15 protein-coding genes and 4 tRNA genes are annotated in these 16,438 nt (G+C 67.0%); 13 read left to right on the top strand and 6 right to left on the bottom strand.

The features are described from left to right. Positions 1-262 precede the first annotated feature (262 nt). The 5 genes from ACWDKQ_RS31155 to ACWDKQ_RS31135 all read left to right on the top strand — a co-directional run bounded on the left by ACWDKQ_RS31155 (position 263) and on the right by ACWDKQ_RS31135 (position 4,245). Entirely contained in the window at positions 263-430 is a 168-nt protein-coding gene (locus ACWDKQ_RS31155) for a hypothetical protein (protein ID WP_450142342.1), read from the top strand. Positions 431-639: 209 nt separating this feature from the next. Beyond that, a complete protein-coding gene (locus ACWDKQ_RS31150) occupies positions 640-2,637 on the top strand; it encodes a hypothetical protein (protein ID WP_450142341.1) in 1,998 nt (665 codons plus the stop codon). A 277-nt stretch (positions 2,638-2,914) separates the two neighbouring features. Next, positions 2,915-3,373, top strand: coding sequence for a hypothetical protein (locus tag ACWDKQ_RS31145; protein ID WP_450142340.1), 459 nt, complete (start codon positions 2,915-2,917; stop codon positions 3,371-3,373). Between the two features lie 175 nt (positions 3,374-3,548). Then, positions 3,549-3,809 (top strand): hypothetical protein, encoded by a 261-nt coding sequence (locus ACWDKQ_RS31140; protein WP_450142339.1) that lies wholly within the window; start codon positions 3,549-3,551, stop codon positions 3,807-3,809. 277 nt (positions 3,810-4,086) lie between these two features. Next, positions 4,087-4,245: a hypothetical protein gene (locus tag ACWDKQ_RS31135; RefSeq protein ID WP_450142338.1), complete on the top strand. Its 159-nt coding sequence runs from the start codon at positions 4,087-4,089 to the stop codon at positions 4,243-4,245. Between the two features lie 117 nt (positions 4,246-4,362). Here ACWDKQ_RS31135 and ACWDKQ_RS31130 read toward each other — a convergent pair. Continuing rightward, a tRNA-Val gene (locus ACWDKQ_RS31130) sits at positions 4,363-4,434 on the bottom strand. 58 nt (positions 4,435-4,492) lie between these two features. Beyond that, positions 4,493-5,095, bottom strand: coding sequence for a TIGR02611 family protein (locus tag ACWDKQ_RS31125; RefSeq protein WP_450142337.1), 603 nt, complete (start codon positions 5,093-5,095; stop codon positions 4,493-4,495). Between the two features lie 743 nt (positions 5,096-5,838). Between ACWDKQ_RS31125 and ACWDKQ_RS31120 the strand changes: the two genes are divergently transcribed. The 4 genes from ACWDKQ_RS31120 (at position 5,839) to ACWDKQ_RS31105 (ending at position 6,673) form a co-directional block, all read left to right on the top strand. After that, the gene (locus ACWDKQ_RS31120; RefSeq protein ID WP_450142336.1) at positions 5,839-6,264 is read left to right on the top strand and encodes an SsgA family sporulation/cell division regulator; all 426 of its coding nucleotides are present in this window, start codon (positions 5,839-5,841) and stop codon (positions 6,262-6,264) included. A gap of 141 nt (positions 6,265-6,405) precedes the next feature. Further along, positions 6,406-6,478, top strand: a tRNA-Gly gene (locus tag ACWDKQ_RS31115). A 47-nt stretch (positions 6,479-6,525) separates the two neighbouring features. Further along, positions 6,526-6,597 (top strand) — tRNA-Cys (locus ACWDKQ_RS31110). Position 6,598: 1 nt separating this feature from the next. After that, a tRNA-Val gene (locus ACWDKQ_RS31105) sits at positions 6,599-6,673 on the top strand. A gap of 662 nt (positions 6,674-7,335) precedes the next feature. Here ACWDKQ_RS31105 and ACWDKQ_RS31100 read toward each other — a convergent pair. Both ACWDKQ_RS31100 and pruA read right to left on the bottom strand, forming a co-directional pair. Beyond that, on the bottom strand, positions 7,336-8,265 hold the full coding sequence (locus ACWDKQ_RS31100) for a proline dehydrogenase family protein (protein WP_450142335.1): 930 nt from the start codon (positions 8,263-8,265) through the stop codon (positions 7,336-7,338). A 170-nt stretch (positions 8,266-8,435) separates the two neighbouring features. After that, positions 8,436-10,064, bottom strand: coding sequence for an L-glutamate gamma-semialdehyde dehydrogenase (gene pruA / locus ACWDKQ_RS31095; protein WP_450142334.1), 1,629 nt, complete (start codon positions 10,062-10,064; stop codon positions 8,436-8,438). Positions 10,065-10,213: 149 nt separating this feature from the next. On the opposite strand from pruA, the gene ACWDKQ_RS31090 reads away from it, so the two are divergent. Further along, the gene (locus tag ACWDKQ_RS31090; protein WP_450142333.1) at positions 10,214-11,869 is read left to right on the top strand and encodes a PucR family transcriptional regulator; all 1,656 of its coding nucleotides are present in this window, start codon (positions 10,214-10,216) and stop codon (positions 11,867-11,869) included. Between the two features lie 280 nt (positions 11,870-12,149). Here the strand turns inward: ACWDKQ_RS31090 and coaA are convergent, their stop codons facing one another. Next, on the bottom strand, positions 12,150-13,082 hold the full coding sequence (gene coaA, locus ACWDKQ_RS31085) for a type I pantothenate kinase (RefSeq protein WP_450142332.1): 933 nt from the start codon (positions 13,080-13,082) through the stop codon (positions 12,150-12,152). A 324-nt stretch (positions 13,083-13,406) separates the two neighbouring features. Beyond that, on the bottom strand, positions 13,407-14,858 hold the full coding sequence (locus ACWDKQ_RS31080; RefSeq protein ID WP_450142331.1) for an amino acid permease: 1,452 nt from the start codon (positions 14,856-14,858) through the stop codon (positions 13,407-13,409). A gap of 360 nt (positions 14,859-15,218) precedes the next feature. Here ACWDKQ_RS31080 and ACWDKQ_RS31075 point away from each other — a divergent pair, with 360 nt between their 5' ends. The 3 genes from ACWDKQ_RS31075 to ACWDKQ_RS31065 are packed head-to-tail and all read left to right on the top strand — an operon-like array spanning position 15,219 to position 16,050. Beyond that, entirely contained in the window at positions 15,219-15,575 is a 357-nt protein-coding gene (locus ACWDKQ_RS31075; protein ID WP_450142330.1) for a hypothetical protein, read from the top strand. Further along, positions 15,497-15,880 (top strand): hypothetical protein, encoded by a 384-nt coding sequence (locus ACWDKQ_RS31070; protein ID WP_450142329.1) that lies wholly within the window; start codon positions 15,497-15,499, stop codon positions 15,878-15,880. Before ACWDKQ_RS31075 ends, ACWDKQ_RS31070 begins: the two co-directional genes overlap by 79 nt. Continuing rightward, the gene (locus ACWDKQ_RS31065; RefSeq protein WP_450142328.1) at positions 15,877-16,050 is read left to right on the top strand and encodes a hypothetical protein; all 174 of its coding nucleotides are present in this window, start codon (positions 15,877-15,879) and stop codon (positions 16,048-16,050) included. The genes ACWDKQ_RS31070 and ACWDKQ_RS31065 overlap by 4 nt, the downstream gene beginning before the upstream one ends. Positions 16,051-16,438: the final 388 nt, after the last annotated feature.

Genomic DNA, 16,438 nt, shown 5'->3' with positions numbered 1-16,438 from the left:
ACGGTGGCACCGCAAGAGACACCGGCTACCCAAAGGGCATCTGCCCAGGCGGCCCGCATGTTCAGCGGTGCTGATTCTGCCGGCGTTGTGAAACGTCGCCGGGAATCAATGGCGGACCAGGTCGAGCGGTCGAGCTCGGGCAGTGGTGAAGCTGCCAGGTCCAGTGGTGCTGTTGCGGGCGGAGCGGCGCTACAGCCCAGCCGCGGTGTTTCCCGCGTGACGGAACAGCCCGGGCTGGCGTCATGGGAAGCAGAAGCGACCGGTGAGGGGACACGACGCACCTCCGCTGATCCCGCTGATCCCGCTGATCCCGCTGGTCCCGCTGGTCCCGCTGGTCCCGCTGGTCCCGCTGGTCCCGCTGGTGGTCCCACTGGTCCCGCTGGTTCCGCTGCTGGTGTCCGACGTCGCCGGGCCTGGCCTGGCGGTGTGAAGGCGACCCAGGCCACCTCCGCTGACAACGAACCCGCTGATGCGGGCCCGAAACGAGCGCCGGAGGCTGCGGTGTGGCCGGATGCGGTGGGGCCTGGGGTGTTGCGGGTTTCAGATCCGGTAGCGGGAAATGGTTCGGTGGGGTCTGGGTATCGGTTCCTGCGGGGGGTGAACCAGGCCAATTACCGTCGCGGTGATGAGCGTTTCCGGGTGAATTGCCTGGAGGCGGTGGTGGCGTTTCATAACTCTGTCAAGTTCGGTCGGCAGTTCGTGGCGGGGCCGGCTGTGGGTGACCGGGACCCGGCCCGGTTGGAGGAGGCGTTCGGAGCGACGGCCCGGCCGGTGGCTGGCGTGGCCGGGCTTGAGTGGTATGTGCGGGGCGGGCCGGTGGGTGTGGCAGTGCCGGTGATGTACCGGCGTCCCGACGGTAGTGCGCATGTGATCGTTGCGGTGCTTGGAGAACACCGCGATGGGCACGGTCGGGTCGTTCTGCTGGACCCGCAGAAGGGAGAGGAAGCCGAGGACGCCGATGTCCTGACTGCGACCGGCATGTGGGTGATCCCGATACCGGCACCGGGGGTGGTGTCGGGGGCGGAAGTGGAGGGGGAGGTGGTGTTGCCGCCCAGAGCTTTCCGGTGGCGGGGCCAGGACGGGGAGTCCGGGCTGCCGACTGTGGTGACGGGCCCGAAGCGTCGGGGTGGTGTGCCCGGGCCGGTGGCGGGGAAAGCCGGCGCGAAGGACACGAAGAGGACGCGGGGAAAGGCGGACCAGGATTCACGGGAGGAAGCTGGCGAGAGTTCGCGGGGGGTTAAGCGGCGGAAGGTGGACACAGCCGCTGCTGGGGCTGTGTCCAGGAGTCCGGGTGACGGTGAGAGGGGGGAGCTCACGCCGACGGATCAGGCAGCACAGCAAGACCCGAGGTCAGAGCGGAAACGGAAAAAGAAGGAACAGAACGCGAAGAATTACCAGAAAAGAAAGGCTGCTGCCGCCCAGGTTGCGGAGTTGGAGGCGTTGCAGAAGCAGAGGCCGCTGACTGGCGAGCAGAAGGCGAAGCTGGCGGCACTCCAGCCGAAGGTGGCGCAGCAGAAGCAGAAAAAGAAGGACTCCGCCGCAAAGCATCGCTGGGCGGGAAAGGCTGCTGCCGCCCAGGTTGCGGAGTTGGAGGCGTTGCAGGAGCAGGGGCCGCTGACTGAGGAGCAGAAGGAGGAGCTGGCGAAGCTCCGGCCGAAGGCACAGACGTGGCAGAAAGAGAAGGAAGGGGCCGCGGAGCGGTACCGGGCGGGAAAGGCTGCTGCCGCCCAGGTTGCGGAGTTGGAGGCGTTGCAGGAGCAGGGGCCGCTGACTGAGGAGCAGAAGGAGGAGCTGGCGAAGCTCCGGCCGAAGGCACAGACGTGGCAGAAAAAGAAGGAATCTGACGCGAAGTATCGCTGGGCGGGAAAGGCTGCTGCCGCCCAGGTTGCGGAGTTGGAGGCGTTGCAGAAGCAGGGCACGCTGACTGGCGAGCAGAAGGAGGAGCTGGCGAAGCTCCGGCCGAAGGCACAGACGTGGCAGAAAAAGAAGGAATATGTCGCGGAGCGGTACCGGGCGGGAAAGGCTGCTGCCGCCCAGGTTGCGGAGTTGGAGGCGTTGCAGGAGCAGGGGCCGCTGACTGGGGAGCAGAAGGAGGAGCTGGCGAAGCTCCGGCCGAAGGCACAGAAGTGGCAGAAAATGAACGAAAGGTTGTTCCGGTTGAAGGCGGGGCGGGGACGGAAGAAGGCCGGGAAGGTGATGGAGACCGGGGTGGGTGGGCCCGCGGTGGTCGCTCGGGGTGCGGGGCCGGAAGGGGTACCGGGGTGGACTGGGGCAGAACAGGACGGCCGGGACGCGTGGCCGGCTGACGCCGATCCGGATGCATGGCTTGCTCGGGCCGTAGCGGATATAGACGGGGTGCAAGTCCCACAAGGTGCCGCGGATGCTGGGATGCTGCTAAGCGAGGGCGCTTACAAGGAGTTTGTCGCAACCGAGTTGCTCGCGTTCCTGGGACAGGATGCCGACAACGATGCTGCGGGTGCCGGCGGTGCCGGGCCGGTGGCTGGCGACGAGGATTTCGCTGCGTTCCTTGACGAGTACGGGGGGGATCCTGTCGGGTTGTTCGGGGTCGGAGCCGATGAGCTGGATTTCGGTGAGCCGTTTCTGGAGGATGAGGTGTGGCCGGAAACGGGGCGGTAACCGTGCACCGTGTCCTGGAAGTATTTGTCCAGCCCGCAGGATGTGTCGTCATCGTCGTTGGGGATGCGGCCGGGCGGTGTGCCGTCACGGCGCCTGCCGGCACCACCGGCGTGCAGTTGGCGCTGTTGACCACCGACGAACTCACCTGCGCCTACGATGCCGCGCAGTTCGACCTGCGCTCCGCCGTTGGCCCCGGACAACCCCTGGCTGGCTTGGGCGCTCTACCTCGCGCACGCCACCGCCGAGGCGCGCGGCTGGGCGGCCACGGCGCCGGGCGATGCAGCGCACACTGGTCAGACTGCTGGCTGATTACGTGGAAGGGGATGTCGTCAAGGCATCCGACGTGCGCGCCGTCGCCTCCAGCTTCAGCGCAAACGTCAACTACACCAACGAAATCCTCGACACAATGGGCATCCTCGTCGACGATCGTCCGCAGGTCTTCGAGCTGTGGCTGGAGTCCAAACTCGCCGACCTGGCGCCGGGCATCCACGCTGAGGTCGGCCGATGGGCGCGGACCCTGAGCGAGGGTGGGCCGCGCAGCCGAGCCCGTCATCCCGAGACGGCCCGCTCCTACCTACGTGCTGTGCTGCCGGCCCTGACGGAATGGTCGACTTGCTACCACCACCTGCGCGAGATCACCGCGACGACGTACTGGCCTACCTCCGCCCGCTGCGCGGCGACGCCAGAACCACGGGCCTTACCGCGTCGCGTTCCCTGTTCACCTGGGCCCGGCTGAACGGGGTGATTTTCCGCGATCCCGCGACCCGGATCAGGCTCGGGAAACGCGAATGTCGGATCTGGCAGCCGCTGACCTCGGTGGAGATCGCAGAAGCCGTCGCCGCAGCGACGACCCCGCAGGCGGTCTGTGTCGTGCTCGCTGCGATCCACGCCGCACGTCTAGGGTTCCCGGCATGACAGGCGAGAACGAGCAGGCCGTTCAGGCGGCTATATCGGCGGAGATGCGGCTTCTCGACCCTGGCGTGCGTGCTTCGCCGGTATTGGTCTCGGAGCTTCTGGCCCCAGAGTTCGTCGAGTTCGCAGCGTCGGGACGACGCTGGGACGCAACATCAATCCTCACGGCGACGGGCGACGGTTCCGTGAGTCCGGATTCGCCGGTTGTGATCAGCGAGAGATGGCTGGAGCTGTACTCGCTCCCGGCATCGTTCATCTGACCTACTTCGCCGACAACGGAGGACGTTGTGAGTGGGCGGAGCTCTCTGTGGCGGCTGACGGAGAGGGGCTGGCGGATGTACTTCCACCAGGGCACTTTGGCGAGCTGAGGGACTGCGTCGCCGGTCCAACTTCCGCCGTCGAGTCTGGCTGCCCGCTCTCGCTGGGGATGAGGAACAGGGGTGGGCACCACTGAACCAGGAGATGCATTTCCATGATCTGCGGCATACGCATGAGACGTGGCTGATCGAAGACAACGTCCCGCGAATCCTGTGACTGGTGCGCCTCGGACACAAGCGTAAGGACACCGACGACCTCTACTCACACGTGACGGACGTGATGGTCGAGGCGATGCTCGCCGCCTTGCAACGGCGGTGGGAGCAGGACGGTGGATGGACCTGGGACGACAGCCAAGGTCAGGGATGGGAAGCGGCGTGACCACTTCGGATTCGCGTGTGTGGTCAGGACGTCGTGCTCCCAATCTGCTCCCAAAAACAACTGATGGCCTGTCGATGAAAATCATCAACAGGCCATCTGATAGGAAAAAACAAACTGTGGGCGATACTGGGATCGAACCAGTGACCTCTTCGGTGTGAACGAAGCGCTCTCCCGCTGAGCTAATCGCCCTTGTTCTGTTCTTCTCGTCCCCGTTCCCGGCGACGAGAAGAACAATACACGATCGTTTTCAGGCGCCGAACAGGGGGGAGGTCAACCAGTTCCAGTGCAGGCCGAGCCAGCCGCCGACGGTGTTGAACAGGCCCAGCATCCACAGCGTCGTGAGGACGACGAGGCAGGTGGCGCTCATGACGGCGAGCTTGGTGGCGAGGCGTTGGCGGCCGAGCCAGCTCACCCAGCGCTGGTAGTGGCGCTTGGCGAAGGTGTTGACGCGGTGGGCCCAGTGGAACTCGGTGGCGAGGATGCCGAGGCCGGCGAAGACGACGAGCCAGCCGGGGCCGGGGTAGGGGATCATCAGGATGCCGGCGACGAGCACGAAGGTGCCGAAGACGCCGAGCGCGATCCGGTAGCTGGTGTTCAGCCCGGGCTTGCGGCGAATGCGTTCGCGGAAGCCGCGCAGGCGTTCTCGGAGGGCGTGAAGCCAGGGCGTGCGCTGGCGGTCGGTGGGTTCCATGCTGGTGTTGCGGGGGTCCGACTCGGCTGTCTCGTTCAGGGTTGCCACCTGCCGGTTGCGAACGTTCGTCAGTGTTCTGGACACCCGGTCGTGGCCGCGCCGCTCGCGGTGTCCGGTCTGGGCCAGAATACGGGCCTTGTCCGGGTGGGGGCGTGTCATGGGGCACCGCGTGTCAAGTGGGCACTGTGTCATGTGGGCACTTGGGCGTCGCGAGTTCGCCAGGCCCTCCGAATGGTGGTCGGGGTCATTGAGGGTTGTGCGCGATGTCGGGGCTTTCGGCCCTATTGCGTTCCTTCGATCCTGGTCACATTGTGACGCCAGTCTCGACAGGACGTTCGGACGTACGCGTGGTTGGTTACGGAGGGGATGCACGACATTAGCCCGAAAAGGGGAACTATGGTGGCGAGCGTCTCACCGGCTGGTCGCGCTGCGACAATAGCGAGCGGTTCGATCGCCTATTCTCGAGTGGACGTCAGGCGAGCTCGACGCAGTGGAAACCCGGTGGTCAGCCGGGCGCGGCGGCGAGTTCCGCAAGGCGGGGGCGGCGGATCAGGGCTCGGTGCAAGAGCGGTTCGCTCAGTTACGGAATGTAGCGGAGCTTGGCCACTGGGTACGTGCCGGTCTAGTGACTCAGCGTCCTCTGTCGGGTTTGTTCGCGACGGATCTTCTTCCGGTGTGGACAACGGATCCGGTCTGTCTCGCAATGGGGCGGCTGGCCTGCGGTCCACTCCGACCCCGGAGCCGGTTGAACACGCTGTGCGTTCGCTCGATTGCCCAGCGAATTGGGGTCTGCCCCGTATGGGTGGTCTATGCGGTAGTTGCGAGCGTATCGGCCCGATGAGGCGTCACAACTATGTTGCTCGGTCGATAAGCGGACCGGGAGGAGCAGGAAGGGGAGGACAATGCGTAACGATCACGTGACACTGCGTTCGACAGCTGTGTTCGATCTGCTGGCTCCGCAGACACCGGCCGTGCCGGTCCAGGTCGAGCTGCGCTACGACACCCGGGACCCGTACGCGGTGGTGGCTGCGTTCCGCACCGGTCGTGCTGGCTGGGTCGAATGGGTGTTCGCCCGCGACCTGCTAGCCGACGGTCTGATCGCGCACGCAGGCGAGGGCGACGTGACGATCCGCCCGGCGATCGACGACCCGGAGGTCGTGGCGATCGAGCTGAGCTCGCCGTCGGGTCACGCGGTGTTCGAGGCCTCGGCGCAGGAGCTGGCGGACTTCCTCGACCGCACCTATGACGTCGTGGTGCCGGGCAACGAGAACTTGTGGGTCGACGTGGACGAGGCGCTGACCCGGATGCTGCCCCACGACCTGGGCTGATCTGGGAGAACGTCGGCTCGGCGCGGTCTCGTTCCGGCCGGGTGCACCCCCCTTTGATCGTGGTCGCGGGGGTGGTCTAGAGTTCAATGTGCAACGCGGCGGACAGGCCCGGAAGACCCCGGACTTCGAAGTCGCAGGCAGGCGGACGTAGCGCAGCTGGTAGCGCATCACCTTGCCAAGGTGAGGGTCGCGGGTTCGAGTCCCGTCGTCCGCTCTGGATTCTCTGGCGGTCCAGCCGACTTCGGTGTGGATGCGGAGTCCGGCGGAGTGGCCGAGTGGCTTAGGCAAGGGCCTGCAAAGCCCTGTACGCGGGTTCGATTCCCGCCTCCGCCTCGCGCGATTAGCTCAGTGGGAGAGCGCTACCTTGACACGGTAGAGGTCACTGGTTCAATCCCAGTATCGCGCACCATCTGTATAAGCAGGTCAAAGCCCCTACGGTGGTCATCACCGGCAGGGGCTGTGTTGCGTGTGTGGTCTAGAGACGGTGAAATGACTGTTGCGGACACCGCGATTTGCACATTGCCTGGGGTTGGTGTCGTGGCTGCCTTGCGGGCGAGGATCGTGAGGTTCCTGCGACCGTCCAGCCGAGTGCATGACCTGTCGTTTCGTCGGCGGTGGGCCACGATCGGCGGTCGGAGCATGTCGAGGATGCATGTCAGCACTCGCGACGTGATCGTTTGACCGTGAGCTGACCAGTTGCCGCGCCGCCAGCATGACTTATCCTTCGTTGCGCTCTTGCTGGTTGTTTCATTCAATTCGGATCTGTTGTTCGCTTGCCTTAAATTCTCCGAGGGATCAGCGGCGAACGCACGGTCCCAGCCCATGTAGGCGTCGCTCATCAACTCGACGTCGTCGCCGATTTCGTCGCAGAACGTGCCGCCGTGGATCACGACGTTGAGCGAGATTCCGTCGTATCCGACCCGGCCTGCGCATGATGTCCCACCCAGAAAACCCGAATATGCTTTTAAGATCCAGATCGTGGCGTTGACCGGGCGTGGCGACGTGATCTGCGCGCATGAAGAGGCCCGGCCCGAAAGCGCTTCGGGCCGGGCTTTCCGGTAACGGGGCGGGTCAGTTCTGGGAGATCAGCGAACGCAGGAAGAAGACCAGGTTGGCCGGGCGCTCGGCGAGGCGGCGCATGAAGTAGCCGTACCACTCGTCGCCGTATGCCACGTAAACCCGCAGCTTGTTGCCTTCGGAAGCGATCCGCTTCTGCTCCTCGGACCGGATTCCGTACAGCATCTGGAACTCGTAGCTGTCCGCGCTGCGCCCGGACCGCTCGGCCAGGTCGGCGGCGATCGCCACGATCCGCGGGTCGTGGCTGGCCACCATCGGGTAGCCGTCGCCCTCCATCAGGATCTTCAGACAGCGGACGTAGGAGCGATCCACCTCGGCCTTGTCCTGGTAGGCGACCGAAGCCGGCTCGGAGTACGCGCCCTTGCACAGCCGCACCCGGGAGCCCTCGCCCGCCAGGTCGCGGCAGTCTTGCTCGGTGCGGTGCAGGTAGGCCTGCAGGACTGCCCCTACCCACGGGAAGTCCACCCGCAGGTCGCGGAGGATGCCCAGCGTCGAGTCCGTGGTGGTGTGGTCCTCCATGTCGAGGGTCACCGTGGTCCCGGCGGCGGCCGCGCCCTCGCAGATCAGCCGCGCGTTGTCCAGGGCGATCTTCTCGCCGTCGGCGGGCAGGAACTGCCCGACCGCGGAGAGCTTCACCGAGACCTCGGCCCGGTCGGCCAGGCCCTCGGCGGAGAGCACCTGCAGCATCTGCTGGTAGGCGCGGACGGTGGCGGCGGCCTGCTGCGCATCGAGGGTGTCTTCGCCGAGGTGGTCGAGCGTGACGTACATGTTCTGGTCACGCAGGGCTCGGGTGGCTCGGACCGCGTCCTCGGGCGTGGTGCCGGCGACGAACCGCGCAACGACCGGTTTGGTCAGCGGGTTGGCCTCCATGAGTCGGCGCACGCCCTGGGAACGGGCGACGGCCAGCATGGTGCTGCGCAGCATCGTGGTCTCCTTCTTCGCAGCTGTGCTCGGGGTTCGGGAATCTCCTGCCTTCCGCGTTGCCTGCAGTCGAAATTGCGTGGCGCGGTTCGCCGGACGGCACCGGCGAAGGGTTCGGAGTGAAGCGTTCGGGGTGAGGGGCACTCGCGGTAAAGCGCGGGTGCCCCCCACGCTCAGCCCATGTGCGGGTAGCCGATGTGAGCCGGGGCGTCCCAGGTTTCCTTGATGGCCCGGGGGCTGGTCCAGCGCTGGATGTTCAGCAGCGAACCGGCCTTGTCGTTGGTGCCGGAGGCGCGGCTGCCGCCGAAGGGCTGGCGGGACACGACGGACCCGGTGGGCTTGTCGTTGACGTAGAAGTTGCCGGCCGCGCCGCGCAGCTTCTGGTGCGCCAGATCGATGGCGCTGCGGTCGGTCGCGAACACCGCACCGGTGAGCGCGTAGGGGCTGGAGGCGTCGACGACGTCGAGGATGTCGGAGTACTTGGCGTCGTCGTAGACGTGCACGGCGATGATCGGCCCGAAGTACTCGGTGGTGAACACCTCGTCGCCCGGGTCGTCGCAGACCAGCACGGTGGGCTCGACGAAGTAGCCGGTGGAGTCGTCGTAGCCGCCGCCGACGAGCACCTCGATGGAGTCGGTCTTGGCCGCTCGGTCCAGCGCTGCCTGGTGCTTGGCGAAGGCGCGGTGGTCGATGACGGCGCCGCCGAAGTGGGAGAAGTCGGTGACGTCGCCGTAGCGGATGGTGCGGGTCAGCTCGGCCAGCTCGTCGCGCAGCCCGCCATCCCAGATGGAGCGCGGCACGTAGGCGCGGGATGCGGCGGAGCACTTCTGGCCCTGGTACTCGAACGCCCCGCGGGCGAACGCCGCCGCCAGCGGGGCGGGGTTGGCCGAGGGGTGGACGACGATGAAGTCCTTGCCGCCCGTCTCGCCAACGATGCGCGGGTAGGAGCGGTAGGCGTCGAGGTTGTCGCCGATGATCCGCCACAGCTTCTTGAAGGTGGCGGTGGAGCCGGTGAAGTGCAGGCCGGCGAAGCCGGGGTCGGTCAGCGCGACCTCGCTGACGGCCTGGCCGTCGCCGGTGACCAGGTTGATCACCCCGGGCGGTAGGCCGGCGGCCTCGAACAGGCGCATGGTGAAGTGCGCGGCGAATTGCTGCGAGGGGGTCGGCTTCCACACCACGGTGTTGCCCATCAGCGCCGGGGCGGTGGGCAGGTTGCCGGCGATGGCGGTGAAGTTGAACGGCGTGATCGCAGTGACGAACCCGTCCAGGGGGCGGTAGTCCATGCGGTTCCACTCGCCGGGCACAGACCGCGGCTGCTCGGCGATGATCTGCCGGGCGTAGTGGACGTTGAACCGCAGGAAGTCGATGAACTCGCACGCGGCGTCGATCTCGGCCTGCTGCACCGACTTTGACTGGCCCAGGATGGTGGCGGCGTTGATGGTGTCCCGCCACGGCCCGGCCAACAGGTCCGCGACGCGCAGCAGCACCGCGGCGCGCTCGTCGAACGACGTCGCGGCCCAGGCGGGGGCGGCGTCCTTGGCGGCCTGCACGGCGTCGGCGACGTCCTGGGTGGTGGCCTGCGCAGCGGTGCCCAACACGTGCTGGTGGTCGTGCGGCTGAACGACGTCGAAGCGCTCGCCGCCGCCGAGCCGCTGCACGCCACCGATGGTCTGGGGCAGCTCGATGCGCTCGGACTCCAGCTCCGCGATCCGCTTCTGCAGGGACTCCCGCTCCGGCGAGCCGGGCGCATAGCCCTTGACCGGCTCGTTGTAGGGCACCGGTACCGAAGTGATGGCGTCCATGGCCAAATTCGCCTCCTTGCGAGAAGTCGCTGTCGGGAAAAGGGTCCCTGATACTTGGGAGGTTAAGGTTTCGTTAGCGTCCCGGGCTTGTCCGTTCGGCTATCGTTGACATTGTTGGATTGTTCGGTTGGACAAGCGGGGTCCTTGGGTTGCACGAGGTCGAAGTTGACGCCGTCGGCGTTGCCCTGGTGGGCGTGCCATTGCGCCAAGTCCTGATCGCAGTGGGGGAACCGCTGGTCGACGTGCTCGCGGCGCCGAGCGGCTTCGAAGTCGGGGTGCGCGACGTCGTAATTGTCGACCCGGAAGAGGAGTCCGGCAGCGGTCGCGGCGGCGATTTCGTGCTGGTCATAGGCGCGCGGGGCAGGGCAGCCGCCCGGCTGGTGCGCGCTGCGGCCCGCGACGGGGCGGCCGCCGTGGCGGTGAAGGTCGACTCCGAAACCGACGCGCGGGCCCTGCGCGACACCGCGATCGACTGCCGGATCGCGCTGCTCGGCGTGCGGCCCGAGGTCCGCTGGGAGCGGCTGGAGTCCTTCGCGCGTTCGGCCGTCGACAACGCCCGGCTGACCACCGACGCAGACCTGGGCGAGGCGCTGGGCGACCTGTTCTCGCTGGCCCAAACGGTGGCGGCGATGACCGAGGGCATCGTCGCGATCGAGGACACCGCGAGCCGCGTGCTGGCGTATTCGCGCTCCGACGACGAGGTCGACGAGCTGCGCCGCCTGTCGATCCTGGGGCGGCAGGGGCCGGAGCCGTACTTGGCAATGCTCCGGGAATGGGGCGTCTACCAGCGGTTACGCGCCGGTGAGGACGTCGTGCGCATCGACGAGCGGCCGGACCTGGGCATCCGCCGCCGGATGGCGGTCGGCATCCACGCGGGCGCCCAACCGCTGGGCACGATCTGGGTGCAGGAGGGCAAGCGGCCGCTGTCCGAGCATTCCGAGCGGGCGCTGCTGGGCGCGGCACGCGTCGCCGCGCTGCAGCTGATCCGGCAGCGCACCGAGGCCACGGCCGGGCCGCGGTTCCGGGAGAACCTGCTGACTGGTCTGCTGGACGGTCTTATCGACGCCCAGTCGGTAGCCGACAACATCGGTGCGGATCCGGCGAAGCCGGCGGTGGTCGTGGTGTTCACGCTGCGCCCGTCGGACGCCAGCGCGGACCGTTCCGAACTGGAGCTGCAGCGGTCGGAGATGACCAGCCTGATCTCGGTGCACGCCTCGGCCTACCGGCGCAGCGCGCTGGTCACCACGATCGGTTCACGGGTGTACGTGCTGCTGCCGGACCTGCTGGAACGCTCGGCGGTGGCGTCGGCGCTGAGCCTGACCAGGGAGATCGTGGCGGCGGCCAAGCAGCACCTGCGGGCGCGGGTGCAGGTGGGCGTTGGATCGGCGGCTCGGACGCTGGACGAGGTGGCGGAGTCGCGCACCGAGGCGGACCGGATCCTCGACGCGATGACCTACGACCTGCACGCGGAGATCGCCACCATCTCGGATGTGCGGGCGCAAGTGGTGATCAGCGAGATCCTGACGGTGCTGCAGGGCAACGAGCGGTTCCGCGACTCCCGCCTGGCGGCGCTGCACGAGCACGACGCGGAGCACGGAACCGACCTGGCCCGCTCGCTGCTGGCGTACCTGGAGGCCTTCGGCGACGTCCGCGCGGCCAGCGACGGCTTGCACGTCCACCCGAACACCCTCCGCTACCGGGTCCGCCGGGCCGGTGAGATCACGGGCATCGACTTCGCCAACCCGACGGAACGCCTGAGCGCCCACCTGCAACTGCTGCTCGCCCGCCGGACCGCCCGCCGTTGACGGCTTGCTCGACGGCGTCCTCGCGGATGCTCGCCACCAGCAAGCCGATATCGGCGTAGGGCTCTGGGGCATCACCGTCGCCGGGCCACCGGTCGACGTGTCCATTCGCCGTTGTCCGCGACGCTGTCCGCGTGCAGCAAGCCAGTAGTCGCCGGCACCACCGTCGTCGTTCGAAACCAGCAGGCAGCGCTCGACCAGCTAGTTCCCCCCGTCGAGGTTGATCTAGCACGCGATGCGGCGCGGCTGCGCGGGCGCGTGGCGCTGGGGATTGACGTCCGGCTCAGAGTTTGCGGAGGCGGACCCGGTTGATCGAGTGGTCGATGTCCTTGCGTAGCACCAGAGTCGCGCGGGGGCGGGTCGGGAGGATGTTTTCCACCAGGTTCGGTTCGTTGATCGTGCGCCACAGGTGCTCGGCCTCGGCACGGGCGTCATCGTCGGAGAGTTCGGCGAAGTGGTGGAAGTGCGAGTTCGGGTTCGCGAACGCCGTGCTGCGCAGCGCCAGGAAGCGGTCGGTGTACCAGCGGGCGATGTGGTCGGTGTGCGCGTCGACGTAGATGGAGAAGTCGAACAGGTCCGACACGGCCAGGCTCGGCGCGGGCTGCAGCACGTTAAGCCCCTCGATGATCAGGATGTCCGGCTGGCGGACCACGTGCTGCTCGCCGGGCAGGATGTCGTAGGCGACGTGCGAGTAGACCGGCGCGGCCACCTCCGGCGCCCCGGACTTCACCTCGGTGACGAAGCGCAGCAGCGCTCGCTGGTCGTAGCTCTCGGGGAAGCCCTTGCGGTGCATCAGGCCGCGGCGCACCAGCTCGGCCTTGGGGTAGAGGAAGCCGTCGGTGGTGACCAGGTCGACCCGCGGGTGGTCGGGCCAGCGGGCCAGCAGCGTGCGCAGGATTCGCGAGGTGGTCGACTTGCCGACCGCGACGCTGCCCGCGATGCCGATCACGAACGGCACCTTCGTGTCGCGGGTCTCCTCGCCCAGGAAAGTCGTGGTGGTCTCGTGCAGCCGCTGGCGGGCGGCCACCTGGAGGCTGATCAGCCGCGACAGCGGCAGGTAGACGTCGGCGACCTCGGTGAGGTCGACCGGCTCGCCGAGCCCGCGCAGGGCGACGAGCTCGTCCTCGGTCAGCGGCAGGGGAAGGGAGTCGCGCAGTTCCCGCCACTGCGCGCGGTGCAACTCGACATACGGGCTCAGTTCGCGAACGCGCGTCACAAACACCCCTCGGCTTTGAGGCCCGGCTAGGAACTCAGACGCCCCCGGCGAAACTTCCGGCGACGCTGAAGAAAACCCTAGGACGCCGAAGCCGTGCGGCGCTGTGATCCAGTGCACGCTGAGACGCAGCGAACACCCTTGATCGATCGCGACGATCTTCCGCTTCGCGGACTAGAAATACCATTTGTGGCAATTTCAACGGCAATTGGACCTTGACCGTCGATTTCCATTGAAATTACGCCGGAACGCTGGAACGCCGGACGTCGCGCAGGGAGACGACGTCCGGCGTTCGGAGTTCCCGGTCCTCCGACCAGGGTCAACGGCTCACTTCTGGCCTTCGGTGGACGAGAGCTCGTTGAGCTTGGACTTCCGGTAGCCGTATGCGAAGTAGATCACCAGGCCGATGGCGAACCAGACGGCGAACCGCAGCCACGTAACCGGGTCGAGGAAGGTGACCAGCCAGATCGAGAACACGATGCCGATGATCGGCACGATCGGCATGCCGGGGCACTTGAACCCGCGCGGCAGGTCCGGCCGCTTGTAGCGGAGGACGATGACCGCGGCGCACACGATCACGAAGGCCAGCAGGATGCCGATGTTGGTCAACTCCGCGGCCTCGCCGATCGGCAGCAGGCCCGCGATCAGCGCCGAGGCGATGCCGATGAGCCAGGTGAAGCGGCTCGGCACCTTGCGCACCGGGTGGGTCTTGGAGAACCACTTCGGCAGCAGGCCATCCCGGCTCATCGCGAAGCCCACCCGGGTCACGCCGAGCATGAAGGTGAACAGCACGGTGAGGATGCCCAGGATGGCGCCGACGGCGATGATCGCGCCCAGCACCGGCAGGCCGACGTCGGCGAAGGCGGTGGCGAACGCGCTCTCGGCGCTGATCTGCTGGTACGGGATCATGCCGGTCAGCACCAGGCAGGCCAGCACGTAGAGCACCATCGAGATGGCCAGCGAGTAAATGATCGCCTTAGGCATGTGCCGCTGGGCGTCCTTGGACTCTTCCGCCGCCGTGCTCATCGCGTCGTAGCCGAATACCGCGAAGAACACCGTTGCCGCACCGGCGAACGCGCCGCTGATGCCGAAGGGGAAGAACGGGTTGTAGTTGCCGGTGTTGATGTGGAAAGCGCCGACGACGATCACGACCAGCACCACGGCGACCTTCAGGTACACCAGCAGCGTTTCGAAGCGCGCCGCGCTCTTCATGCCCTGGTTGAGGATGAAGGCGATCAGCAGGCACAGCAGCGCCGCGAACAGGTTGATCTTGTAGCTGCCAGCCGGGGCGGCGCCGTCCTCGGTGCCCGGCGCACCCATCATCCATAGCGGCAGATCGATGTGCAGGAAGCCGAGCAGTTCGTTGAAGTAACCCGAGATGCCGATGGCGACCACCGCGACGATCGCGGTGTACTCCAGCAGCAGGTCCCAGCCGATCAGCCAGCCGACGACCTCGCCGAGCACCGCGTATCCGTAGGTGTACGCCGAACCGGCCTTGGGGATCATGCCCGCGAACTCCGCGTAGGAGAACGCCGCGGCCGCGCTGGCGATACCCGCGATCAGGAAGGAGATCAGCACCGCGGGCCCGGCCTTTTCGTTGGCAACGGCGCCGGCCAGGGAGAAGATCCCGGCGCCGATGATGCCGCCGACGCCGATCGCGGTGAGCTGCCACAGACCCAGCGAGCGCTTGAGTCCGGTCTCGCCGTCGTCCTCGACGATCGTGTCGATCGGCTTGCGGCGGAATATCCCCCGCCCTGGGGTAAGGCTTGGTGTGGTCACGGATTCTCCCGAATGCGTTCGTACTGCGCGAAAGGGTACGTACATTGCGTGATCTGGCCCGGTGGACGTTCCGCGCAACGTCGTCCGTGTCCTGCATCACCGAAAGGTTTGCACGTTGCGGCGAAACCTACGCGCCGCCGACGAGTCAACTTGTTGTGGGGTCGGATGAGAGTTTACGGCCTCGTTTGGTCGAGCGGACAAATCGGCCGGTGGGCGCCGCATCCTGCTTCACGGCTCGTCACGATCGGTAGCGACCCGTGACCGCCGGGCGTCGCGATCGTTGGTGTTCACGCCGGTGACCACTCGAAGTCAGCTCCGCAGCGGAAATGAGTCGCCCTGGCCGAGCAGCTCTGGCAGGCGATGAGCTTCGCCCAAGTCGAGGACGACGCGGTGGTGTTCACCGACGCCGACATCGCCGCGCTCCGCGCGCTGGTCGAGTTGGTCTCCGCCGAGGTGATCCCGCCAGAGCTGGAGTCGGCGGTCGCGCGGTCGCTGGCGCAGACCATGTCGCGGTTGGCGGAGTGGCAGGTCGGGATCTTCAAGTCGCTGCTGGGCGAGCCGTTCGCGGTGGACGTGGCGACCACGGCGCAGGTCGCCAAAGTGATCCTGCCGGTGATGGAGCGCATGCAGGACTGCGGGTGGCGGCGTACCTGGCGGCGACCGCTTCGCGCGAGCTCGCTGAAGGAGACCCGTACGCCGACGAGCGGGCGCGGGTGATCGGCTTCGCCGACATCGTCGGCTACACCAGGTTGATCCGGGACTTCACCGAGCTGGAGCTGGCCCGGTTGATCGACGGGTTCGAGTCGCTGGCCAGCGCCGTGGTTGCGGACAACCACGGCCGGGTGATCAAGGCGGTTGGCGATGAGGTGTTGTTCGTGACCGACACCGCGGCGGGGGCCGCCGAAATCGCGTTGACGCTCAACGAGGAGATTGCGAAGACCGAACTGCTGCCACCGCTGCGGATCGGGCTCGCGCAGGGGCCGTGCTGTCCCGCTTCGGCGACGTCTACGGGTCGGCCGTGAACATCGCGAGTCGGCTGACGTCGGTGGCGCGCCCGACCTCGGTGCTGGTGGACCGGGAGCTGGCGGCCGCGTTGCGGGGGCACCCGGAGTACTGGCTGATCGCGGTGGGGCCGACCAAGGTGCAGGGCTTTCGCGGCCTGCGCGCCTGGGCGCTGCGCCGTTCGGAGTGAAGTCGCGTCGCCGGCCGTGAGTCTTTCGGGTTGCTGTGGCTGTCCAGCAGGATCACGGTCGGGGTGCGGCACCGGCCCGGTGCCGGTGTGACCGAAATCCCGCTGCATTTGCATGCGACAAGCAAGAATCTTTGATAATTCACCGGTTATACGTCCTTCACCTGGTGTTTTGTGATCTTCGACGACCGCCGCCGAAGATCCCGCCCGGTTGTTTTACCCCTTTCGTCCGCATTGCGGCCATGTTCGGTCCGTGTAAAGCGGGATGCCTGCGGGCTGGACCGGCAATAGAGTCGGGGCATGTTGCGTCCTGGAAGCTGGACCAGGCCAGCGGGTGAGAGTCCCGTCCGGGTAGGCACCGGAGCGCCCGGTAGCAGGCCCCAGTCTGTCG

This window comes from Saccharopolyspora sp. NPDC000995 (genome assembly GCF_053599315.1).
Note: the sequence above shows the minus strand (reverse complement) of the source record. Positions and strands in the feature narration are given on the sequence as shown.

What these genes read in the sequence shown, in the direction of transcription:
- ACWDKQ_RS31145 (WP_450142340.1), top strand. Translation starts at nt 2,915, where the DNA reads ATGCAGCGCACACTGGTCAGACTGCTGGCTGATTACGTGGAAGGGGAT.
- ACWDKQ_RS31140 (WP_450142339.1), top strand. Translation starts at nt 3,549, where the DNA reads ATGACAGGCGAGAACGAGCAGGCCGTTCAGGCGGCTATATCGGCGGAG.
- ACWDKQ_RS31125 (WP_450142337.1), bottom strand. Translation starts at nt 5,095, where the DNA reads ATGACACGCCCCCACCCGGACAAGGCCCGTATTCTGGCCCAGACCGGA.
- ACWDKQ_RS31120 (WP_450142336.1), top strand. Translation starts at nt 5,839, where the DNA reads ATGCGTAACGATCACGTGACACTGCGTTCGACAGCTGTGTTCGATCTG.
- ACWDKQ_RS31100 (WP_450142335.1), bottom strand. Translation starts at nt 8,265, where the DNA reads ATGCTGCGCAGCACCATGCTGGCCGTCGCCCGTTCCCAGGGCGTGCGC.
- pruA (WP_450142334.1), bottom strand. Translation starts at nt 10,064, where the DNA reads ATGGACGCCATCACTTCGGTACCGGTGCCCTACAACGAGCCGGTCAAG.
- ACWDKQ_RS31075 (WP_450142330.1), top strand. Translation starts at nt 15,219, where the DNA reads ATGAGCTTCGCCCAAGTCGAGGACGACGCGGTGGTGTTCACCGACGCC.